General features: G+C 71.0%; 21 protein-coding genes and 1 pseudogene. 15 read left to right on the forward strand and 7 right to left on the reverse strand.

What is annotated here, in order from left to right; all coding sequences use genetic code 11:
- Nucleotides 1-262 precede the first annotated feature (262 nt).
- The 3 genes from ACQPXB_RS18575 to ACQPXB_RS18585 form a co-directional block, all read right to left on the reverse strand.
- On the reverse strand, nt 263-2,647 hold the full coding sequence (locus ACQPXB_RS18575) for an excinuclease ABC subunit UvrA (RefSeq protein WP_366578305.1): 2,385 nt from the start codon (nt 2,645-2,647) through the stop codon (nt 263-265).
- Between the two features lie 137 nt (nt 2,648-2,784).
- Nucleotides 2,785-3,135 (reverse strand): VOC family protein, encoded by a 351-nt coding sequence (locus ACQPXB_RS18580; protein WP_386953653.1) that lies wholly within the window; start codon nt 3,133-3,135, stop codon nt 2,785-2,787.
- Nucleotides 3,136-3,285: 150 nt separating this feature from the next.
- The gene (locus ACQPXB_RS18585) at nt 3,286-3,933 is read right to left on the reverse strand and encodes a GntR family transcriptional regulator (RefSeq protein WP_432853719.1); all 648 of its coding nucleotides are present in this window, start codon (nt 3,931-3,933) and stop codon (nt 3,286-3,288) included.
- Nucleotides 3,934-4,075: 142 nt separating this feature from the next.
- Between ACQPXB_RS18585 and ACQPXB_RS18590 the strand changes: the two genes are divergently transcribed.
- Both ACQPXB_RS18590 and ACQPXB_RS18595 read left to right on the forward strand, forming a co-directional pair.
- Nucleotides 4,076-4,984: a hypothetical protein gene (locus ACQPXB_RS18590; protein WP_432853721.1), complete on the forward strand. Its 909-nt coding sequence runs from the start codon at nt 4,076-4,078 to the stop codon at nt 4,982-4,984.
- Nucleotides 4,985-5,078: 94 nt separating this feature from the next.
- On the forward strand, nt 5,079-5,828 hold the full coding sequence (locus ACQPXB_RS18595) for an SDR family NAD(P)-dependent oxidoreductase (RefSeq protein ID WP_432853724.1): 750 nt from the start codon (nt 5,079-5,081) through the stop codon (nt 5,826-5,828).
- Here the strand turns inward: ACQPXB_RS18595 and ACQPXB_RS18600 are convergent.
- Nucleotides 5,803-6,342: an N-acetyltransferase family protein gene (locus tag ACQPXB_RS18600; RefSeq protein WP_432853727.1), complete on the reverse strand. Its 540-nt coding sequence runs from the start codon at nt 6,340-6,342 to the stop codon at nt 5,803-5,805. The two genes, ACQPXB_RS18595 and ACQPXB_RS18600, sit on opposite strands and share 26 nt — an antisense overlap.
- A 110-nt stretch (nt 6,343-6,452) precedes the next feature.
- On the opposite strand from ACQPXB_RS18600, the gene ACQPXB_RS18605 reads away from it, so the two are divergent.
- Genes ACQPXB_RS18605 through ACQPXB_RS18615 form a run of 3 tightly spaced genes read left to right on the forward strand, consistent with a single transcriptional unit; the run spans nt 6,453 to nt 9,280 of the window.
- On the forward strand, nt 6,453-7,094 hold the full coding sequence (locus ACQPXB_RS18605) for a GntR family transcriptional regulator (protein ID WP_432853730.1): 642 nt from the start codon (nt 6,453-6,455) through the stop codon (nt 7,092-7,094).
- Nucleotides 7,095-7,109: 15 nt separating this feature from the next.
- On the forward strand, nt 7,110-8,012 hold the full coding sequence (locus ACQPXB_RS18610) for an isocitrate lyase/PEP mutase family protein (protein WP_432853733.1): 903 nt from the start codon (nt 7,110-7,112) through the stop codon (nt 8,010-8,012).
- Complete coding sequence (locus tag ACQPXB_RS18615; protein WP_432853736.1) at nt 8,009-9,280, forward strand: amidohydrolase family protein; 1,272 nt, start codon at nt 8,009-8,011, stop codon at nt 9,278-9,280. The genes ACQPXB_RS18610 and ACQPXB_RS18615 overlap by 4 nt, the downstream gene beginning before the upstream one ends.
- A 103-nt stretch (nt 9,281-9,383) precedes the next feature.
- On the opposite strand, the gene ACQPXB_RS18620 is transcribed toward ACQPXB_RS18615, so the two are convergent.
- Nucleotides 9,384-11,006: a class I adenylate-forming enzyme family protein gene (locus tag ACQPXB_RS18620; protein WP_432853739.1), complete on the reverse strand. Its 1,623-nt coding sequence runs from the start codon at nt 11,004-11,006 to the stop codon at nt 9,384-9,386.
- Nucleotides 11,007-11,127: 121 nt separating this feature from the next.
- Between ACQPXB_RS18620 and ACQPXB_RS18625 the strand changes: the two genes are divergently transcribed.
- The 8 genes from ACQPXB_RS18625 to ACQPXB_RS18660 all read left to right on the forward strand — a co-directional run bounded on the left by ACQPXB_RS18625 (nt 11,128) and on the right by ACQPXB_RS18660 (nt 18,458).
- Nucleotides 11,128-11,856 carry a mycothiol-dependent nitroreductase Rv2466c family protein gene (locus ACQPXB_RS18625; protein WP_386953675.1) on the forward strand — a complete coding sequence of 243 codons (729 nt, stop codon included), beginning with the start codon at nt 11,128-11,130 and terminating at the stop codon, nt 11,854-11,856.
- A gap of 118 nt (nt 11,857-11,974) precedes the next feature.
- Nucleotides 11,975-12,553, forward strand: coding sequence for a TetR/AcrR family transcriptional regulator (locus ACQPXB_RS18630; RefSeq protein WP_366578327.1), 579 nt, complete (start codon nt 11,975-11,977; stop codon nt 12,551-12,553).
- 137 nt (nt 12,554-12,690) lie between these two features.
- Entirely contained in the window at nt 12,691-13,869 is a 1,179-nt protein-coding gene (locus ACQPXB_RS18635) for a thiolase family protein (RefSeq protein ID WP_432853743.1), read from the forward strand.
- Between the two features lie 45 nt (nt 13,870-13,914).
- Nucleotides 13,915-14,649 carry an SDR family NAD(P)-dependent oxidoreductase gene (locus tag ACQPXB_RS18640; RefSeq protein ID WP_432853746.1) on the forward strand — a complete coding sequence of 245 codons (735 nt, stop codon included), beginning with the start codon at nt 13,915-13,917 and terminating at the stop codon, nt 14,647-14,649.
- A 59-nt stretch (nt 14,650-14,708) separates the two neighbouring features.
- The gene (locus ACQPXB_RS18645) at nt 14,709-15,866 is read left to right on the forward strand and encodes an acyl-CoA dehydrogenase family protein (protein ID WP_432853749.1); all 1,158 of its coding nucleotides are present in this window, start codon (nt 14,709-14,711) and stop codon (nt 15,864-15,866) included.
- A gap of 65 nt (nt 15,867-15,931) precedes the next feature.
- A complete protein-coding gene (locus ACQPXB_RS18650) occupies nt 15,932-16,363 on the forward strand; it encodes an ester cyclase (RefSeq protein ID WP_366578334.1) in 432 nt (143 codons plus the stop codon).
- A 36-nt stretch (nt 16,364-16,399) separates the two neighbouring features.
- Nucleotides 16,400-17,866, forward strand: a complete 1,467-nt coding sequence (locus tag ACQPXB_RS18655; RefSeq protein WP_432853752.1) for a chloride channel protein — start codon at nt 16,400-16,402, stop codon at nt 17,864-17,866.
- 13 nt (nt 17,867-17,879) lie between these two features.
- Nucleotides 17,880-18,458, forward strand: coding sequence for a TetR/AcrR family transcriptional regulator (locus ACQPXB_RS18660; protein ID WP_432853755.1), 579 nt, complete (start codon nt 17,880-17,882; stop codon nt 18,456-18,458).
- A 93-nt stretch (nt 18,459-18,551) separates the two neighbouring features.
- Here ACQPXB_RS18660 and ACQPXB_RS18665 read toward each other — a convergent pair.
- Nucleotides 18,552-19,073 (reverse strand): annotated as a pseudogene (locus ACQPXB_RS18665) (DUF2716 domain-containing protein); the annotation flags it as partial.
- Here ACQPXB_RS18665 and ACQPXB_RS18670 point away from each other — a divergent pair.
- Nucleotides 19,072-19,680 carry a class I SAM-dependent methyltransferase gene (locus ACQPXB_RS18670; protein ID WP_432853758.1) on the forward strand — a complete coding sequence of 203 codons (609 nt, stop codon included), beginning with the start codon at nt 19,072-19,074 and terminating at the stop codon, nt 19,678-19,680. The pseudogene ACQPXB_RS18665 and the gene ACQPXB_RS18670 overlap by 2 nt on opposite strands.
- Here the strand turns inward: ACQPXB_RS18670 and ACQPXB_RS18675 are convergent.
- A complete protein-coding gene (locus tag ACQPXB_RS18675) occupies nt 19,646-20,929 on the reverse strand; it encodes an MFS transporter (RefSeq protein WP_432853761.1) in 1,284 nt (427 codons plus the stop codon). The two genes, ACQPXB_RS18670 and ACQPXB_RS18675, sit on opposite strands and share 35 nt — an antisense overlap.
- A gap of 425 nt (nt 20,930-21,354) precedes the next feature.
- Between ACQPXB_RS18675 and ACQPXB_RS18680 the strand changes: the two genes are divergently transcribed.
- Entirely contained in the window at nt 21,355-21,924 is a 570-nt protein-coding gene (locus ACQPXB_RS18680; RefSeq protein WP_432853764.1) for a hypothetical protein, read from the forward strand.
- Nucleotides 21,925-21,927: the final 3 nt, after the last annotated feature.

A 21,927-nucleotide genomic window follows, 5' to 3' on the forward strand; every position in this document is an offset into this window, starting at 1 on the left:
GTCGAGCTGGCCAGAGGCCGGATCATCCACAACTCGCGTTGCTTGTGGACAACAACCCTGACCTGCGGTTCATCAGCTCGGTGCGGTCTGCTGTGTCACCTACACGGGCGCTGTTCAGCACTCCGTCAAGCACATCTGGCAGTGGCTCCCCCCGCGGCCGCGCTGCCCGCCATCGAGGCCACGTTCGCCGAGCACACCGCCACGCGACCGTGCACCGGCTCAGGAACCCCCACACTGCCGAAAGGTTCCTGAGCCGCTCGGCTCACGCACCGACGTAGTCCGCCAAATGCTCCCCAGTCAGCGTGGCGCGCTTCGCGACGAGGTCGGCCGGCGTGCCCTCGAAGACCACGCGGCCGCCGTCGTGGCCGGCGCCCGGGCCGAGGTCGATGATCCAGTCGGCGTGGGCCATCACGGCTTGGTGGTGTTCGATGACGATGACCGACTTGCCGGCGTCGACGAGGCGGTCCAGGAGGCCGAGCAGCTGGTCGACGTCGGCCAGGTGCAGGCCGGCGGTCGGCTCGTCGAGGACGTAGACGCCGCCGTCGGTGCCCATGTTCGTGGCGAGCTTGATGCGCTGGCGCTCGCCGCCCGAGAGGGTGGTGAGGGGCTGGCCCAGTGTGAGGTAGCCGAGGCCGACGTCGGCCAGGCGCTGCAGGATCTTGTGCGCCGCCGGGATCTTGGCCTCGCCGTCGGCGAAGAAGTCCACGGCCTCGGCCACCGGCATCGTGAGGACCTCGCTGATGTCGCGGCCGCCGAACCGGTATTCGAGCACCGAAGCCTGGAACCGCTTGCCCTCGCACACCTCGCACGGCGTGGCGACGCCGGCCATCATCGCGAGGTCGGTGTAGACGACACCCGCGCCGTTGCAGTTCGGGCACGCGCCCTCGGAGTTGGCGCTGAACAGGGCCGGCTTCACGCCGTTGGCCTTCGCGAAGGCCTTGCGGATCGGCTCCAGCAGGCCGGTGTAGGTGGCCGGGTTGCTGCGCCGCGACCCGCGGATCGCACCCTGGTCCACGGTCACCACGTCGGCGCCGCCGGACACCGAGCCGTGGATGAGGGAGCTCTTGCCCGAACCGGCCACGCCGGTGACGACCACGAGCACGCCGAGCGGGATGTCGACGTCCACGTCCTGCAGGTTGTGCGTGCTCGCGCCGCGCACCTCGAGGGCGCCCGACGGCGTGCGCACCGACGGCTTCAGCTTCGCGCGGTCGTCCAGGTGGCGGCCGGTGCGGGTGCCGGACTTGCGCAGGCCCTCGACACTGCCCTCGTACACGACCTCGCCGCCGCCGCTGCCCGCGTCGGGGCCGAGGTCGACGACGTGGTCGCCGATCGCGATCGTCTCCGGCTTGTGCTCCACCACGAGCACCGTGTTGCCCTTGTCGCGCAGCTGCTGCAGCAGGCCGTTCATGCGCTGGATGTCGTGCGGGTGCAGGCCGATGCTCGGCTCGTCGAACACGTAGGTCACGTCGGTCAGCGACGAGCCGAGGTGACGGATCATCTTGGTGCGCTGCGCCTCGCCGCCCGAGAGCGTGCCCGACGGCCGGTCGAGCGAGAGGTAACCGAGCCCGATCTCGACGAACGAGTCGAGCGTGTGCCGCAGCGACGCCAGCAGGGGAGCGACCGACGGTTCCTTCAGCCCGCTCACCCACTCGGCCAGGTCGTTGATCTGCATCGCGCACGCATCGGCGATGGACAGCTTGCCGATCTTCGACGAACGCGCCTCCGCCGACAGGCGCGTGCCCTCGCACTCCGGGCAGACGGTGAACGTGACCGCCCGCTCCACGAACGCGCGGATGTGCGGCTGCATCGCGTCGACGTCCTTGGACAGGAACGACTTCTGGATCGCGGGCACGAGTCCCGAGTAGGTGAGGTTGATGCCCTCGACCTTGATCTTCGTCGGTTCCTTGTACACCAGGTCGTTCAGCTCTTTTTTCGTGAACTTCCTGATCGGCTTGTCCGCGTCGAAGAAGCCGCTGCCGCGGAAGATCCGGCCGTACCAGCCCTCCATGCTGTAGCCGGGGATGGTGATGGCGCCTTCGTTGAGCGACTTGTTCTCGTCGTAGAGCGCGGTGAGGTCGATGTCGTTGACCTTGCCGCGGCCCTCGCACCGCGGGCACATGCCGCCGGTGATGCTGAAGGTGCGGCGCTCCTTCACCGTCCGCCCGGCGCGTTCGAACGTCACCGCGCCACCGCCGCTGATCGACGCGACGTTGAAGGAAAACGCCTGCGGCGAACCGATGTACGGCTTGCCGAGCCGGCTGAAGAGGATCCGCAGCATCGCGTTGGCGTCGGTCGCGGTGCCCACAGTGGACCGCGGGTCGGCGCCCATGCGCTCCTGGTCCACGATGATCGCCGTCGTGAGGCCTTCGAGCACGTCGACGTCCGGCCGGGCGAGCGTGGGCATGAAGCCCTGAACGAACGCGCTGTAGGTCTCGTTGATCAGCCGCTGCGACTCCGCCGCGATCGTGCCGAAGACCAGCGAGCTCTTGCCCGAGCCGGACACACCGGTGAACACGGTCAGGCGGCGTTTCGGCAGCTCGACGCTGACGTCCTTCAGATTGTTCACGCGCGCGCCGTGCACGCGGATCACGTCGTGGCTGTCGGCGCCCTGCGGCGCGGACGAGGGCTTGGCCTTCGCCGTGGTCATCGGGTCTCCCTCTGCTGGGACGCGGGCCGCGCGTGCGGCGTCGACGGGGTCGGTGGAGCGGCTGGCGTCGATTCAACCAGCTCGGGCGGGATGCTCGTGGCCGATCGGCCGCCCGCTCGCCCGGAGCGGGCGGCGGTTCAGCGGTCCTGGAGCAGGCCCAGCACGTTGCCGTCCGGGTCGGTGACGGTGGCGACGAGCCGCCCGCCGCCGACGTTCTTCGGCTCCTCCCGCACCACGGCGCCCGCCGCGGTCACCTCGGCCAGCTTCGCCTCGATGTCGTCGACGTGCCAGTAGGCCACGGGCGAGGGCGCGGCCTGCGGGCCGCCGTTCGGCACGAGGCCGATGTGCTGGCCGGCGGTGTCGAACCCGACGTAGTACTCGCTGTCGGCCTGCGGCGTGATCCCGAGCAGCGCGGTGTAGACCTCCTTGGCCTTGCTCAGGTCGGAGACGGAGTGCAGCACGGTCTTGATGCCTTGCGTGGTGGACATGGTGGCTCCCGGTGTTTGTCGGTTCGACTGCGTGTCTTCGACGCTAACCGGGGCGGCCGCGTGAGCGCTTCTCGATTCCTGCTCGGTTCGCCCCGCGACGGTGCGTCGTCGGCTGTGGACGGTGCGTGGACCGGCCACAGTGGACGCGCGTCAGAGGCCCCTCACGAGCGTTTCGTGGGTCGCTTCGAGGTGGGCGGCGAGGCGGCCGGCCGCCAGGTCGGCATCGCGGGCGAGCACGGCGTCGAGCAGGCCGCGGTGCTCGGCGTCGACGTTACGTTCGCCGTCCGGCTCCGCGACGGACCAGCGGCGGTAGAGCTCACCCTTGTCGCGCAGCCGGTACGCCATCGCGAGGATGCGCTGGTTGCGGCAGCCTTCGAGCAGCGCGGTGTGGAACGCGCCGTGGGCCTTGCCGGCCGCGACCGAGGACCGCGGGTCGTCCGTGCGCGGCGTGACGAGCAGCAGGTGGTGGGCGCCGACCACGCGCGCCTCCCACGCCGCGTCGCCCTCGCGCACCGAATGTTTCAACGCGAGGGTCTCGATCTCCAGCCGGGCCTCGGTGAGGTCGCGCAGGTCCGCCTCCGACAGCGCCGCGACGCGGAAGCCCTGCATCGGCCGCTCCTGCACCAGGTCGCGCTCGGCCAGGCGCAGCAGGCTCTCGCGCGCGACGCCGACGCTGCACTCGAAGCGTTTGCACAGCTCCGCCGTGCGCAGTGGCGAGCCCGGTTCGCGCGCGCCGGAGAGGATCTCCTCGCGCAGGCTCAGGTACACGCGCTCGTTGCGGGTCTCCTTGTCGGGCACCCGTCCATTCTACGAATGTTCGAGCCTGGAGCCGGCTTCGCCGCGCTCGTCCGTTCGGGTCATCATTCGAGTATTGGACAGATATTCGAGTATCTGACGTAGCCTGGATCTTGACCGACCACGAGGAAGGAACGGATCACCCATGACCGTCCAGGCTGACTCCCGGACCTACGACTTCGACGCGAACGTGGCGGGCCCCGTGCTCGGCATCCCGCCGCTGAGCGTGCCGAAGTTCGACGCGCCCGAGCTCACCCCGCTGCGCAAGCCACTGGGCGACGCGACCGTCGGGCTGCTCGTCACGTGCGGCGCCTACTACCCGGACCAGAAGCGGCTGGAGCAGCGCAGCGACCTGTCCTACCGCCTGCTGCCGCGTGAGCGTGACCTGTCCGAGGTGCTGTTCGCGCACATGACGCCGATCCGGGCGTTCGCGCTGGCCGACGCGAACGTCGCCTACCCCCGCGACACGATGCTCGACCTCGAGCGCGCGGGCGTGATCGGCCGCTACGCCGACCGCGCCGTGTCGATGGTCGGCTCGATCTCGCAGTACGACGAGCTCGCCACCGAGACCGCGCCGAGGATCGTGGACGAGTTCACCGCGATGGGGGTGGACCTCGTGCTGGTCGTGCCATTCTGTCCGCAGTGCCACGTCGCCGGCGGGGTCCTGGCGCGCGCGATCGAACGTCGGGGCTTGCCGACCACCAGCCTCACGACGCTGCACCGCGCGGCCTCGGCGGTCAAAGCCCCGCGCGCGACGTTCCTCGATTTCCCGCTCGGTTGTCCCGGTGGCCGGCCCCGCGAGGTCGAGCAGCAACGCGCCATCGTCCGCGCCGCGCTGGAGACGGGTGCGGCCGTGGACCCGGCCGGGCCGTGGTCGCTGCGCCGGCTGCCGTTCCGCTGGGCGGCCGACGGCAACCGGGACTGGGAAACGCTGGTGACCGACCTGTACCGCGTCGACAACGAGATCCGGGGGAGTGTGCGGGCGAACCTCAACGCACACGTCATGTCGCTGGCGGGGCAGGAGAAAGAGTTCACGATTCGCTGCGCCTGCTGAGGTCTGTCCTTTGCGGACTAATCGTCGCGTTGAAGACTTCCCATACCCCGGCCCGCTTGACCTGGAGCGCGCACCAGCTCCTAGCGTCGGTGCGATGGAGTCGAGGGTGCTCGTGACAGGTGCGACCAGCGGCCTCGGGCTGGCGATGGCGACCGCGCTCGCCGGAGCCGGGGCGGGTGTCGCGGTGAGCGGACGCTCGGGGGAGCGGGCGCGCGAGGTCGCCGCCGGGCTGCCGGGGGCGTTCGGGGTCGAGCTGGACGTGCGTGACGACGCGTCGGTGGCGCGAGCCGTCGCGGAGGTGTGGGAGCGGCTCGGCGGGATCGACCTGCTGGTCAACAACGCCGGGCTCGGCATGCGCACGGTCAACCCGCGGTTCATGACCGAGCCGCGCGGGTTCTGGGAAGTCCCGGTCGAGGGTTTCCGCGAGGTGGTGGAGACGAACCTGACGGGCTACTTCCTGGTGGCCCGCGAGGTGACGCCGCGGATGCCGGCCGCGGGTGGCGGGCGGATCGTGAACATCGCGGTGAGCGAGGCGACCATGAGCCGGGCCGGGTTCGTGCCCTACGGGCCGTCGCGCGCGGGCAGCGAATCGCTGTCCCGCGTGATGGCGGCGGACCTGCGCGGCACCGGCGTCACGGTGAACCTGCTGCTGCCCGGCGGCGCGACCGTCACGGGCATGCTGCCGGACGCGCCCGCCGGTCACCGGTTCCTCGAGCCGGAGGTGATGGGGCCGCCCATCGTGTGGCTGGCCTCGCCCGAGGCGGCCGGGGTGCACGACGAGCGCATCGTCGCCGCCGGGTTCGAGCAGTGGCTGCGGGTCAGGCGCGAAACTGCGCCGGAGTGAACGAGAAGACGGCGTACTCCCGGTCCGCGTGCGTGAAGTCGCCGACGTGCTTCATGCCGAGGTGCGTGTGCACGGCCAGCGACTTCTCGTTGGCGCGCTCCACGAACAGCACGCCCGCGCGGTAGCCGGCGAGGTGCTCGGCCACGGCGGCGAGCAGCAGCCGCACGACGCCCTGGCCGCGGTGGGCCGGCGCGACCGTGACGGGGCCGTAGAGGAACACGCCCTCGGTCAGGCCTGCGGCGCGCGCGACCTCGACCGTGCGGCCGGGCGGGCCGCCGCCGGCGGACTCCGCCGGTGACGTCAGCGCGACGCCGGCCGGTTCGCCGTCGTCCTCCGCGAGGAAGACGCCGGTGGTGGTCTCGAACAGGACGAGTTTGCCGGCGTCGAAGCTGCCCTGCACGAAGCCCTGCGCGGCGCGTTCCTCAGGGCTCAGGTCGAGGCCGCGGGCGCCGTCGAGCAGCGCGAGGATCGCCGGGCGGTCGGCGGGTCCGGACTTGCGCACCAAGATCGTCACGACTCCACCCTAACGAGCGTGACCAGAGCCACGCGACAATAATGTCACTTACATTGTTGACAATCCAGGCGACACGTTCCTACAGTGGAGGGCAGCACGAAGGGACGGCCATGAAGAGCGAAGAGGTCGAGCTCCACCTGCGGGAGCGGCTGTTGCGCGGGGATTTCACGCCGGGCAGCCGGCTGCCGGAGGTGAAGCTCGCCGCCGAGCTCGGCACCACCCGCAACGCCGTCCGGTCGGCCCTGCTGGCGCTCGAGTCGCGCAAGCTGGTGGAGCGGATCCCCAACGTCGGCACCGTCGTGGCGAAGGTCGACTTCGATCGCCTGGAGGAGATCTACGACGTCCTCGAGGTGCTGGAAGGTCTCGCCGCCCGGCTCGCGGCGCAGCACGCCGAACCGCAGGACTGGACGGCGCTTCAGGAGCTCTTCGCACCGAGCCGGCTCGACGACGCCGCCGCCACTGGCGACCTCGAGACGTTCCTCGCGGCCATCGACTCCTACCGCGACACCGTGATCCGCTTGGCGGGCCAGGATTTCCTCGCCGAAACCCTCGCCGGCATCCAGGACCAGGCGCACCTGCTGCGCCGCCGGATCCTGATGACCCCGGGCCGGATGGAGGAGAGCCTCGCCGAGCACCGCGCCATCATCGAAGCCCTCGTGCGCGGTGACGCCGGCGGGGCCGAAGAGCTCAAGCGCCACAACATGAAAACCGCCCGCAAGCGGTTGCGCCGCTACCGCGATTTCCTCGTCTGAGGAGAAGGAAGTTCGATGCCGAACACACCGCACGAGCGCAGGAAGGCGTTCAAAGCCCTCCTCACCGGAACCGGGCCGCTGGTGCTGCCCGGAGCGTACGACGCGTTCAGTGCCCGCCTCGTCGAAAAGGCCGGGTACCCCGCGACCTACCTGGGCAGTTTCGCCGCCGCCGCCTCGGCGTTCGGGCTGCCGGACGTCGGGCTCCTGACGCTGAACGAGATCGCCGAGCAGGCGCGCCGCGTCGTCGACGCCGTCGGCATCCCCGTGCTCGCCGACGCGGAGAACGGCTTCTACGACGCCCCGAACGTCTGGCGCGCCGTGAAAGTCTTCGAAGACGCCGGTGTGGCCGGCGTGCACATCGAGGACAACCTGGGCGGCAAGCACACGTCGATGCCCGCCGGGCTGCTTTCGGTGGAGCAGATGGCGAACAAGGTGCGCGCGGCGGTCGACGCCCGCACCGACCCCGACTTCCTCGTGATCGCGCGCTCCGACGCGGCGTGGGTCGAGCACGACCTCGAAGGCTGCGTCCGCCGGCTCGAGGCCTACGCCGCGGCCGGCGCGGACCTGGTGTTCGCGCCGGCGATCCCGGCGACCGACCTCGAGCGCGTGCGGGACCGGATCCCGGTGCCGGTCATGGTGCCCGGAGATCTGCTCGACGTGCCGGGTTCGGACGAGCCGTCCAGCACGATCGCGCAGTACGGCGAGGCCGGCGCCGACGTGGTTCTGCTGTGGTACACGGTGATCGGGGCCGCGTCGAAGAACGTCACGGCGGTGCTCGACGCGCTGCGGGAAGGTGAGGACGTGGCCGCGGTGAAGCACCTCGTCACCGAGCAGCACGCGTTCGAAGCCGCCATGGGCTACGACGAGTACGAACAGCGCAGTGCACGGTACGCGAGCGGAGAGGAGGCGCGGGCGTGAGCGACGCGACTGTCTACACGGGAGCGCGCCTGATCACCGGCGAGCAGGTGCTCGACGACGCGGTGCTGGTCGTCCGCGACGGGGTGATCCGGCAGGTCGGCACCGACCTCACCGCTGAGGGCACCGTGGTTTCCTTGCGGGGGAAGACGGTGATCCCGGCGATCGTGAACCCGCACGGCCACATCGGGTACATGCGCGGCACCACGTCGGACGCGGGCTTCTACTCGCGTGCCAACGTCGTCGACCACCTGCACCGGCTCGCGTACTACGGCGTCAGCACGTTCCAGTCGCTCGGCACCGACCGCGACGACACCGAACTCGCCGTCCGCGACGAGCAGCGCGCGGGCACGCTCGGCGAGCGCGACGTCGCGCAGCTGTTCACCGCGGGCGCCGGGATCGTCGCGCCGACGCCGGGCGACACCAACGGCGGGCCGTTCTTCGCCGCCGACGCCGTGCACGAGGCGACCGGCCCCGACGAGGTGCGCGCGTTCGTGCGCGGGCTCGCCGCGAAGCGGGTCGACGCCGTGAAGTTCTGGCTCGACAGCCGCCACGGCACCAAGGAGAAGCTCGGGCCGGAGATCTACGAGGCCGTGATCGACGAGGCGCACGCCCACGGCATCACGGTCGCCGCGCACATCTACACGCTCGACGAGGCGAAGGCCGTCATCCGCGCGGGCGCGGACATCATCGCGCACCTGCCGCGCACGGGGACCGACGACGAGCTCATCGCGCTGCTGAAGGACCACAACGTCGCGGTGTTCACCTCGATGGCCATCCAGCGCCCGCCGGGTGAGGACTGGCTGGACGAGCCCGCGTTCGCGGACATCCTCCCGCGCGACGCGGTGGAGGCCCTGCGCGCGACGATCCGCGAGAAGGCGCCGGAACCGCTGTTCGACACCGCAGCGGCCTACCGCGGCATGGAGAAGACGCTCGTCGCCCTGGCCGACGCGGGCGTGCGGCTGGTGTTCTCCGCCGACACGGGCCTGCTCGCGCAGATCATCGGCTTCGCCGAGCACCGGGAGCTGGAGGCCCTGGTGGCGGCCGGGTTGCCGCCGCTGGCGGCGCTGCGGCTGGCCACGGAGGTGTCGGCCGAGCTGCTGGGGCTGGCCGACCGCGGTTCGCTCGCGGTGGGCAAGCGGGCGGACTTCGTCGTCCTGGACGAGGATCCGCTGCGGGACATCACGGCGACCCGGCGGATCGCCGACGTGTACCTCGAAGGCGTTCGCGTCGACCGGGAAGGGCTGCGCAAGGCCTGGCAGAACGCCTGAGCCCACCGTCCGCGGAAGGCCGGTACCCCGACGCGGGTACCGGCCTTCCGCTGTGGACGATCCCTTGTGGACGGCGTGTGCCGCGGCACTCCGTCCACTGTGGTCAGCCGCCGACCTTGCGGTCGCTGTCCGCCCAGTAGCGGTCTCGAAGCCGGCGCCGCATGATCTTGCCCGAACCGGTCTTGGGCAGCTCGTCGACGAACTCGACCGAACGCGGTTTCTTGTAGCCGGCCAGGTGTTGCGCGCACGCGGCGATCACGTCGTCGGCCGTCACCGTGAACCCGGCGCGAGCCACCACGATCGCTTTCAACGCCTCGCCCCACGTCTCGTCCGGCACGCCGACCACGGCGACCTCCGAGACGCCCGCCACGGTCGACACGACGTTCTCGATCTCCGTCGGGTAGACGTTGAACCCGCCGGTGACCACCATGTCCTTCTTGCGGTCCACCAGGTACAGGTAGCCCTCGTCGTCGAAGCGGCCGAGGTCGCCGGTGCCGGCCCAGCCGTCCGGGCCGAGCATCGCGGCCGTCGCGTCGGGCCGGTGCCAGTAGCCCATCATCGCCTGGTCGCCGCGCACGGTGATCTCGCCGATCTCGCCGTGGCCCACCTCGGCGCCGGTGTCGTCGACGAGCTTGACCTCCACGAACGGGCTGACCCGGCCCGCCGACGCCAGCCGCGCCGGGATCCCGCCGGCCGGGTCGAACGCGTGGTCACGGGCGGAGAGGCACGCGATCGGGATCGGCAGCTCACTCAGGCCGTAGAACTGCACGAACACGTCACCGAACACCGCGCGGGCGCGGGCGAGCCGGTCCGGGGCGATCGGCGAACCCGCGTACACCACGGAGTGCAGCGAGGTGTAGTCGCCGGGCCGCTGCTCGGCGGCGAGGACGAGCAGGTTCAGCATCGTCGGCACCATCGGGAGCACGGTCACGTGGTGGGATTCGATCAGGTCCAACACCACCGCGGGATCGAACTTGGCGCACGTGAGGTGCGTGGCGCCGCGCACGAAGTACGCGGGCGCCACGTAGCCGCTCAGGTGGCTCAGCGGCGCGACGTGCAGCACGAGGTCGTCGTCGGCCGCCGGGGGCAGTTCGAGGAGTTCGTTGCGCACCATGGCCGCCCAGGCGGCGTGGCTGAGCGTGGCGCCCTTGGGCAGGCCGGTCGTGCCGCTCGTGTAGAGGATCGCCGCGGGATCGCCGGCGTCGGGCTTCACCGGTCGCGCGGGTTCGGCCGCGCGCAGTTCGTCCAGCGTCGTGTCGCCCAGGCCGCCGGCGACCGTGACGACGACCCGGAGGTGGGGGAGCTCGGCGCGGATCCCGGCCAGCTGCCCGGCCCACGCGGCATCGGCGAACACCACGGACGCCGCGCAGTCGTTGAGGATGTGGACGACTTCACGCACGTGCAGACGCGTGCTGAGCGCGGTGCGCACGAGTCCGCCGGCGAACAGGGCGTGTTCGGATTCGAAGAACTCGAGTCCGTTTCCCACCAACAGCACGCCGCGGTCACCTCGGCGCAGACCGAGCGCGGCGAGCCCGCCCACGATGCGGTGCACCCGGTCGCCGAGCTCGCGGTAGGTGAGCGCGGTGCCGCCGTCGCGCACGGCGACGCGCGAGCCGAACTGGCGGTAGGCCCGTTCGTAGAGCTCCGCGATCGTGACCCGCGCGCAAACCGGCCGGTGCACCAACCCGTCTTCGCCGGGCGTCCGCGTGGCTGACCTGTCGAGCATCGTCGCCCAACCTCCTTTGCCGAGCACGATCCTTGGACCGATCGGTCTGAGCACTTCTCCTGGTAGGGGATTATGCTTGTACCGATCGGTATAAACAAGGGTCGTTGGGTACGCTCACTTCATGAGCGACCCTGACCTGCACTTCTACTTCGACCCCGTCTGCCCGTTCGCCTGGATGACGAGCAAGTGGGTACGCACCGTCGCGCGGCTGAAGCAGTACGACGTCGAGTGGCGGTTCATCTCGTTGCGCCTGCTCAACTCGCACATCGACTACGAGGCGCACTTCCCGCCGGAGTACGAGGAATCGCACACCTCGGGCCTGAAGCTGCTGCGCGTGGCCGCGCGGATCCGCCGCGAGCACGGGCCCGGGCCGATCGGCGCGTTCTACGAGAAGCTGGGGCAGGAGACGTTCGAGCAGGACGCCGTCCCCGGGGGCACGGCCGCGGCCGTGCACCGCGGCGTGCGCGACCTCGCGACCACGGCGCTCGACGCGTGCGGGCTCCCGCACGACTACGCCGACGCGCTCGAGGACGACACCTGGGACGCCGTGATCCAGGCGGAGACCGACGTCGCCCTGACGCTGACGGGCAAGGACGTCGGCACGCCGATCCTGCACTTCGAGCCGCCGCGCGGCACCGCGCTGTTCGGCCCGGTGATCAGCCGGCTGCCCTCCGACGACGAGGCGGTCGAGCTGTGGGACCACGTCGTGGCGCTGTCGCGGTTCCCGGGTTTCGCCGAGCTCAAGCGCAGCCTGCGCGAGCGGCCGCAGCTGCCGGCGTTCGGCGTCAGCGCCGGTGAAACCGGCAAGCAGGAGGACTGGCACGGCGGGAGCCGCCGGCAGAAGAAGTGAGACGCCGGCCGCGCGGCCGGCCGACGTGCCGGGACCTCGTCCTTGCGCCAGGGCGAGGTCGCCGGCGGATATCCTTGGAACGTTCGGTCCACACGGGGTGAAGGCGGGCGTCGGCGAGATGACGGTGACGGGATTCGAGGCGAACCGGGCTCGCGTGATCGGCATCGCGGCCGAGCTGTTCGCGCGAAACGGTTACCACGGCACCGGCATCGCCGAGCTGGGTACCGCTGCCGGCCTCGGGCGGGGCGCGCTGTACCACTACATCGGCAGCAAAGAAGCCGTGCTCTACTCGATCAGCAAAGAGCAGGTCGACTCCATGAACGCCTACGCCGAGCAATTGCTCGACGAGGACCTCGGCGCCGAGGAGCTGCTGCGGCGCATGGCCCGCGGGCTGCTGCGCAACATCGCCGAGCACCGCTCGGAGTGGGCCGTGTTCTTCCGCGAGTACACGGCGCTGACCGGCGAGTGGCGCGACCACGTGATCACCGCGCGCGAACGCTACGAAGGCTACTGGCGCCAGGCGCTGGACAACGGCGTGCGCGCCAAGGTGCTGCGCCAGACCCCGCGCCTGCTCGTGAAGGGCATCCTCGGCATGCTCAACTACACCTACCTCTGGTACGAGCCCGACGGTGAGCTGACGCCGGACGAGGTCGCCGACATGTTCCTCGACGCGTTGATCGAGGGCATCCGCGCCTGACCCGCGCACATTCGCCTCGGTTCCCGTTTTCCCGATTCGATTCCCGTTGCGGGCCGTCGCGTGCCTGAATCCTTGTACCGACCGGTCCATACAGGTATGGTCCCCGGTGATTCCAACGCCGGACTCCGGGAGGACCCATGACTTCACCACGCGACGCGGTGGTCGTCGACGTGCTGCGCACCCCCGTCGGCAAGGGGAAGCCGGGTGGCGCGCTCTCGCACGTCCACCCCGTGAACCTGCTGGCCGACGTCCTCGCCGGCCTCGTCGCGCGCAACGACCTGGACCCCGCGCTCGTCGACGACGTGATCGGCGGCTGCGTGACCAAGGCCGGGGAGCAGGCCGTGAACCCGGCGCGCAGTGCCGTGCTCGCCGCCGGGTTCCCGCAGTCGGTGCCCGCGACCACGGTCGACCGTCAGTGCGGCTCGAGCCAGCAGGCCGTGCACTTCGCCGCGCACGCGATCCAGGCCGGCGCGGCCGACGTCGTGATCGCGTGCGGCGTGGAGTCGATGTCGCGCGTGCCGATGCACTCCGACACCCAGGGCACCGACCACCTCGGCTCGCGCGTGGCCGAGCGGTTCCCCGGCGGGCTCGTCGGGCAGGGGATCTCCGCAGAGCTGATCTGCGCGCGGTGGGGGCTCAGCCGTGACGAGCTGGACGCGTTCTCCGCGGAATCCCACCGCCGCGCCGCCGAATCGCAGGCGGTGTTCGCACCGGACCTGGTCGCGGTCGCCGAGGCGCCGGAGCTCACGGCCGACGAGACCGTCCGCCCGTCGACCACAGTGGCCGGTCTGGCCGGTCTGCGGCCGTCCTTCGTGGACGAAGCCGCCGAGAGCCGGTTTCCCGGGATCGACTGGAAGATCACACCGGGCAACTCGTCGCCGCTGTCCGACGGCGCGGCCGGCGTGCTGCTGATGAGCGCGGCCAAGGCCGAGGCGCTGGGGTGCACCCCACGCGCCCGGATTCACACGGCGGCCGTGGTCGGCGACGATCCGATCCTCATGCTCATGGGTGTCGTGCCCGCCACGCACGCCGTGCTCGCGCGGGCGGGGCTGACCGTCCGCGACATCGACCTGTTCGAGGTCAACGAGGCGTTCGCGCCGGTGCCGCTGGCCTGGTTGCGCGAGACCGAAGCCGAGCCCGAGCGGCTCAACGTGCACGGGGGAGCGATCGCGCTCGGCCACCCGCTCGGCGCGAGCGGCGCCCGGATCCTGACCACCCTCGTCGGCGCGCTCGAACACCGCGGCGCCCGCTACGGGCTGCAGACGATGTGCGAGTGGGGCGGCATGGCCAACGCCACGATCGTCGAGCGGCTCTGACCTTCGTCACAGTTATTCGTACAGACCGATCGGTACAATCATTTCATGAATGCAGAAGACGTCAGGGTCGCGCTGGTAACCGGTGCCTCGCGGGGGATCGGCGAGGGCATCGCGCGGCAGTTGCTCGACCGGGGGCTGCGGGTCGCGGGCACGTACCGCTCCGGTGGGGACCGTGTCGCGAAGCTGGCCGCGGACGCGCCCGGCCGGGTGCTGCCGGTGGCGTTCGACCTCGCCGCGCCCGACACGGCCGAATCGGTCGTCGGGCAGGTCTGCGGGCAGTGGGGCCGGCTCGACTCGCTCGTGCTCAACGCCGCGGTGTGGCAGGGTGGCAAGCTCGCCCGCGCCGACCCCGGCGACTGGTGGCGCGTGATCGAGGAGAACCTGCGCAGCACGGCCGCACTGGTGCGTGCCGCGATCCCTTGGCTGGCCGGCGGTTCGAACGCCAGCGTGGTGCTCGTCGGGTCCGCCGTCGGAACGGTCGGCTTCGCCGGCGACACCGCGTACGCGAGCGTGAAGGCCGCCGCGGTGGGCTTCGCCCGGTCGCTCGCGAAAGAGCTTGCGCCCCAAGGCGTGCGCGTGAACGTGCTGGCGCCCGGGTTCGTCGAGACCGACATGACCGCCGCGATCCCCGGCGGGGCGCGGCAGAAGATCGCCGACGCCACCGTGCTCGGCCGCTTCGGCACCGTGGAGGAGATCGCCCGCGCCGCGGTGTTCCTCGCCGAGGACGCCACCTTCTGCACGGGCGCGGTACTCGCCGCCGACGGCGGCTGGACCTTGTGAATCCGTGACCGTGAACCCAAGCCCGCGAAATCCAAGCCTGTAAAACCGAGGAGGACCCGATGAACACTGGCCTGCCCGAGGACGACTACCGCAAGCTGCGCGACGCCGTCTTCGCCACGATCTGGGACGAGCTCGACCCTCTGGAGCACCGGATCGAGGACACCGAGAAGATCCCCTACGACGTGGTGCTGCCGGCGCTGCGCGCGTGCGGCGCCTTCGGCCTGATCGTGCCGCGCGAGTACGGCGGTTCCGGCCTGTCGATCGCGCAGTACCTGCCGATCCTCGCCGAGTTCGCCAAGATCCAGGGCGGGATCCGGGCGATGGTGCACGTCCACAACTCGTTCGCCCACGCGCTGTCGGAGATCGGGAACGCCGCGCAGAAGAACGAGATCCTGCCGGGTGCGGCAACGGGGGAGAAGTCGCTCGCCTTCGCGCTCACCGAACCCGGCAACGGGACCGGCGCCGATCTGTCCACTGTGGCGCGTCGCGAAGGTGACGAGTACGTGCTGAACGGGCGCAAGTGGCTCATCACCAACTCGGACATCGCGTCGCACTTCCTGGTGTTCGCGAAGACGTCCGAGGTGGACGTTTCCGCGCTCGTCGTGCCGCGGGACGCGCCCGGGTTCACCATCGCGCCGCTGCCGGAGACCATGGGCTGCAAGGGCGCCGAGCACGGTGAGCTCACGTTCACCGACGTACGGGTGCCCGCGTCGGCGCTCGTGGGCGCCGAAGGCGAGGGTGGTGCGCACCTGGAGCGGGCACTGGAGGTGAGCCGGGTGTTCATCGCGGCGTCTTCGCTCGGCACGGCGACGCGGGCGCTCGAGCTTTCGGTGAAGTACTCGCAGGAACGGGTGACGTTCGGCAAGCCGATCGCGTCACGGCAGGCGATCCAGCGCTACCTCGCCGAGATGGCGGCGGATGTGTACGCGCTGCGCGGCATGCTGGCCGATGCCGCGGCGAAGTGGGACGCCGGCCGGCGGATCCCGGCCGAGTCTTCGCTGCTGAAGCAGTTCGGGCTGGAGGCCGTCGGGCGCGTCACCGACCGGGCGCTGCTGGTGCACGGCGGCATCGGCTACACGCGCAAGTACCCGATCGAGCGGTTGTACCGCGACGCCCGCCTCAACTGGCTGGAGGAAGGCACGCCGACGATCCAGTACCTGGTCGCCGCGCGGGAACTGCTCGACGGCTACCGGTTCGCCGACGCGTTCGCCGGCTAGCTCTCGGTGTGGTCCTGCTCGCAAAGGGGCTCGGTGAGGCCGTCCCGGAGCTATCTTTGACAGCAATGTCAAACATGACTCTGGAGGTCACCGTGCCGAACTCGGCGGAGCTGGTCGAATCGTTCTGGAACGAGGTCTGGAACGCGCACAACCCGGACGCGGCCGACGATTTCGTGGTCGAGGACTTCGTGATCACGAACGCGGGCGTGCGCATCGAGGGCCGCGAGAACTTCAAGGCGTGGATCGGCGCGTTCCTCGAGCAGGTGCACGACCTGGAGCTGGAGATCGTCGAAACGTTCCAGAACCACGACGGCAGCCGCGTCGCCTCGCGGTGGAACGTGCACGGGCGCAACAACGGCGTGCTCGGGTCCGAACCGGACGGTCGCCCGATCTCGTTCAGCGGCACCGCCGTGTGGGAGATCGAGGACGGCAAGCTGGTGCACAACCACGTCGAGCGGGCTTCGTACGAGCTGCACCAGCGCCTGAACGCGGCCTGACGCGTGCGCTCGGGCCCGCTGCTCTCGAGGGCTGCCTTGTCCGGCTCCACCGGCCTGTCCGGCGTCGTTGCTCGGGCCGGCTCGGCGGCTCTGTTCGGCTCGGCTGCCCTCGCCGGCGCGGTCGCCGGAGTCGCGGCTGTCGCGTTCGGACAGACGGTGGGCGCGCTCCGGTCGCTGGTGGCCGGTGCGCCGCCCGCCGTCGTCGTGCTCGCGCCGGTCGCCGGCGCGCTGCTGTGCGTGGTGGTGGTGCGCTTCGTACCGGACGCCGGTGGCGGCGGGATTCCCCAGGTGCGCCAGGCGTTCGCGGGCTCGCCGGTCCGCGGCCGCGTCGCCGGCGCCAAAGCGCTGGCCTCCGGCACGATGCTCGGCTCCGGCGGTTCGGGCGGCGCGGAGGGCCCGGTCGTCCACATCTCGGCCGCACTGGGCTCCACTTTGGCCCGCGTGCTGCGGCTACCTCCCGCTTCCCTGCGCCCTGTCGCGGCCGCCGCCGTCGCCGGCGGCGTCGCCGCTTCGTTCGGCGCGCCGCTGGCCGGCGTGGTGCTCGTGGCCGAGGTCCTCGTCGAGGCCCTCGGCGGCGCGGAGCTCGCCGCCGTAGCCCTCGGCTCGGCCTCCGGCGCCCTCACGGGCTGGGCACTGCCTGGCGAACCGCTGCGGCTACCGGACGTGGACGTGGCCGGGTCCCCGTTCGGCGGTGTGGTGGCGGGACTGTTCGGCGTGGTGCTGGCGTGGTCGCTGTACGCGGGCGCGACTTGGCCCGGCTGGGCCCGCAGTGCGGCCGGCTCACGGCGGGGTGGCTCGGGCGAGGGCCGGTTTGCTGATGCCTCGCACCGGAGTGCATTGGGTAGGTCCGACGTCGTCGTCGGTGGCTCTCGCTCGGGCGACGCTCGTGTCGCCCGGGGTGCCGTTCAGCCGGGTTGGGCGCGCGCGGCGTGGCGCTGGCTGCGGATCCGCGCGGGTGCTGGTCCGGCCGATGAAGTCGCCGGTAGCTCGGGTGGGGCCGGGGGTGTCGCGGATTCCGCCCGGCCGGACCGGCTCAGGACTCTCGTCACCTGGGCCTGTTCTGGCTGGGTTCGCGCTGTCGTTGGCGGGGTGGCCGTCGGGCTGCTCGTGCTTGTGGCGCCCGGTGTCGCCGGCGTCGGGCAGCCCGGGGCCGCCGCGGGTGGCGTGAGTGCGTTGCTGGCGCTGGCGGTCGTGAAGGTCGTCGCGACGGGGGTGACCGTCGGGGCGGGCGGGGTGGTCGGGACGATCGGGCCGGCGTTGTTCGTCGGGGCGACCGTGGGTTCGGCGTTGCCCATGGCCGGTGGTGCGGCGGCGGGAATGGCCGCGTGCCTGGCCGCGGCGTCGAGGGCCCCGGCGACGGCCGTCGTGCTCGCGGTCGAGCTGAGCGGGCTCGACCTGCTGCCGCCGATCCTGCTGGCGGCGGCGCTGGGGTGGCTGGCCGGGCTGCTGACGCGGCACGGCGTCTTCGACGTCCCGCAGCGGACTAGGCTGGCCTGCGGGTAGGGAAAGGGGTGCCATGGCGGGCGTACGCCAGTTCGACGAGCGCGAGGCTCTCTCGCGCGCCCTCGACGTCTTCACCGACCGCGGCTTCCGCGCCACGTCGATGCTCGACCTGGCCGCCGGCACCGGCGTCCAGCGCGGCTCCCTGTACAACGCCTACGGCGGCAAGGAAGAAATCTTCCTGCGCGCCTTCGGCGAATACACGGCCGGCTTCCTCGCCGGCGCCTCTGCGGCGCTCAATCGGCCGACAAAACGCGCGGCCCTCCTGTCCTTCTTCGACTACTGCATCACGACCTTCACCGCCGGCACGCCCGCCCACGGCTGCCTCTCCACCCGCACCGCCATCGAAGCCGCCACGGAGTCGCCCCGCGCGGAATCCGCTGTGCGCGCTCTGCTGGACGAGCTGGAAACCTTGGTGTACAAGAAACTGTCCACTCTGGACGACGGCGTCGAGTCCCTTGTGGACCTCCACGCCGCCGCCCGGCTCGTGGTCAGCACCACGCGCGGCCTCGCGGTCATGGAACGGGTGCGGTACGAGCCGGGTGAGCTGCGGGAGATCGCGGAAACGCTGGTGACGTCGCTGTTCGGTCACTGAGCCGGGGTCCACGGTCTGCCCGTCACGGCGGAGCAGGGGGCCGAGAATCCTGCGGTTCAGCTCGGTGGCCGCTTGCACGGCGGTTTCACCGAAGAAACACAGGCTTCGCTCGTGGTGGTTGCCGACGACGCCGAACGACAGGTCCTTCGACACGAAGATCAGGTAATCCCCGTTGGGGTAGTGGGTGTACTCCCAGCCATCGAGATCCGTGATGTCCGTAACTCGGTGCGGCCGGTACTGGGCCGACGGGTGCACGGAGTCGTGCCAGAACACCGAGTCCCAGTATTCGGTGCAGGCGCGCAGGACGTCGCACACGAGTTGCGCGACCGGCTGCATCGGTGCTGAGCCGAGGGCCCAGCACAACGACGGCGCCGGTTCCCTGATCGCCGGCCAGGACGCCGGATCTGGGCCGCGCCGGAAGCCGTATTCGGTGGCGAACTCGTTCCACAGTTCGCGCTGGACCTCCCCGTCGAGTTCGACCCACGCGAATTCCGGCACGGCCGGGAGTCTATCGGGCATCGCGAAGGACTTTGCCGTTCCGGCAAAGGAGCTTGCCGAGGAGATCGCGCGCGCGGCAGATTGGTGGCCGGACGTCGTGACGAAGGCGAGGCACATGAATACAGAGTCCTGGGACGAGATGTACCGCGGCCGCCCGCAGGTGTTCAGCGGGGAGCCCAACGGGGTGCTCGTGGCGGAGGCCGCGGGGCTGGCGCCGGGGGAGGCGCTGGACGTCGGGTGCGGGGAGGGGGCCGACGCGATGTGGCTGGCGCACCGGGGGTGGCGGGTGACGGCGGTGGACGTGGCGGAGACGGCGTTGCGGCGGGGCGCGGCGGCAGCACACGGCTCCGACGTCGCCGGGCGGGTGGCGTGGACGCGGGCCGATCTGAGCACCGCCGCGTTGCCGGCCGGGGTGTTCGATCTCGTGTCGGTGCAGTACTTCCCCTTGCGGCACCAGCCGGAGCACGAGGCGCTGAACCGGTTGCTCGCGTCGGTCGCGCCCGGGGGCACGCTGCTCGTGGCCGGGCATGACCCCGGCGACGAGGGCGTGGACTACGCCGACTACTACCGGCCCGACGAGATCGCGGGGCTCCTCGACGGCTGGACGATCCTGGTCCACGAGTCGCGGCCCCGGACCAGGCCCGGGCCGGAAGGCACCCACCACACCCGCGACGTAGTCCTGCGCGCGGTCAACTCCGCCGGGGAGCCAGCAACAGCGCCGTGAACGTGATCGCGCACGCCACCACGATGTACAGCGCGATCACCCACGAACCGCCGAAGCCGGCGAACAACGCGGCCGCGATGAACGGCGCCGGGCCGCTGGTGATCAAGCCGCCGACCTGGTAGGCGACCGAGACGCCCGTGTAGCGGTGTTCCGCGCCGAAGAGCTCGGCGAGGAAACCCGCCATGGCGCTGTAGGTACTGGCGTGGCCGAGGGTCGCGAGCAGGAACATCGCGAGCAGCACCGCGCCCGGCGCGCCCGTGTCGAGGAGCCAGAAGAACGGGAACGCGACGGCGGCCGAGTACACCGCGCCGCCGAGGAGGACGTTGCGGCGGCCGATGCGGTCGGCGAGCATGGCGAACAACGGCACGGCCGCGATGTCGACGAGGGAAGCCACGATGAGGCAGGTCAACACCGTGCCCCGGGACACGCCCGCCGCGTTCGGGCCGTACGACAGCACGAAAACGCTCGCGATGTAGAACGGGATGTTCGTCCCCGCCTGCGCGAAGATCCCCACGAGCACCGCGCGCAAGGACCGCCGCAGGGTGTCCCGCAAGGGAAACGTGGGCACGTCGGCGCGCTTGAACTCCGGCGACTCCTCGAGCCGCGACCGCACGTACAGCCCGACGAGGATGAGCACCGCGCTCGCCAGGAACGGCAGGCGCCAGCCCCAGCTCAGCAGCTGGTCCTTCGGCAGCTGCTGCACCGCGAGGAACGCCGACGCCGACAGCACGAGACCCGCGGGCACCCCCGCCTGCGGCCAGCTGCCGTAGAACGCGCGCCGGTGCGGCGGGGCGTGCTCGACGGCCATCAGCACCGCGCCGCCCCACTCGCCGCCGACGGCGAAGCCCTGCAGCAGCCGGACGAGCACCAGCAGGATCGGTGCCGCGACGCCGATCTGGCCGTACGTCGGCAACAAGCCGATCGCGACCGTGCCGCCGCCCATGAGCAGCAACGACAGGAACAGCATCCGCTTGCGACCGATCCGGTCGCCGAAGTGGCCGAACACGATGCCGCCGAGCGGGCGCGCCACGAAGGCGACCCCGAACGTCGCGAAGGCCGCCAGGGTGCCGGCCAGCGGGTTGAGCGTGGGGAAGAACTGGCCGTTGAAGACGAGCGTCGCCGCCGAGCCGAAGAGGAAGAAGTCATACCACTCGATGGCGGTGCCGATGAAACTCGCGAACGCCACGCGCGCGGGTCTGATCCGCGTCGCCTGCTGCTGCTCGACAACCACAACTACCTCCAGCGTCATCGGGGGAGACGGCACGCGAACGGCGTGCCGGTGGCGGCCACCGCGGGTCCCGGGACCCGTGGCGGGCGGACCCAGGCCGGCGATCTTCACGCCCGTGACCTGGGATGTTTCGCGGAACTATAGCCGTACCGACCGATCGGTACAAGACCTCACGAGCTGTGAGGCAACGCGCGCGCCGCGTCCGGCGCGGCCGGCCGTCCGCGCCGGCGCGCAGCGAGCAGAACAACAGCGGTGGACGACGAAGTGTCCTTTCGCGACTTCGAGGTTTTCCTCGCGTTCGCCGGGAACGAGCGCTTCGTCCGCGCAGTCGACGAGCTCGGCGTCAACGACGGTGCAGCAACATCCTCGCGCTGGAGCGCAAGCTGGGGGCGACCTCGTGGAACAGCACGGGCGCCGCGTCCGGCTGACCGACACCGGCCGCGTGCTTGAGCGCGGTGTTGCGCAGGCGGGCCGAGGCGATCGTCACCACGCACGCCGCTTCCGGCGGTCCGCGGCAGGTGCTGTGGATCGCGCACACGTTCTCCCTCGGGCTCGGCTTCGTGCCGGAGGTGCTGGTGGGTCTCCTCGAATGCCACCCCGACCTGCGGTTCCGCTGCTACCAGAGCTGCGCGATGGACGCGGTCACCCGCCTGCGCGGTGACGCCGATGCTCGGCTCCGCCGCACCCGACGTGGTGGCGCTGCCGCTGTTCACCGAACCCCTGGTGTTCGCGGTGCCGATCGGGGATCCGCTGACCAGGCACTAAGCGGTGCACCTGCGGGAAACGAAGGATCGGTCGTTCGTTGCGTCGGACGCGAGCAGCCGCGGGAACCTGTGCCCGGGTTCCTGCCGCGCGTGTCGGTGGAGGGCAGTCACCCGTTCGTCGTCGAGTCGATGGCCGGTGCCGAGCCGGATGGCCGATCACCACCATCCGCTCGTCGTGCGGATCCCGATCGCGACGGGGGTGTCACCGCACGATTTTCCTGGCGCACCAAAGAAAACCCGCTGTTTCGCTGATGG

The organism is Amycolatopsis sp. CA-161197, assembly GCF_050942255.1.
Taxonomy (GTDB): domain Bacteria; phylum Actinomycetota; class Actinomycetes; order Mycobacteriales; family Pseudonocardiaceae; genus Amycolatopsis.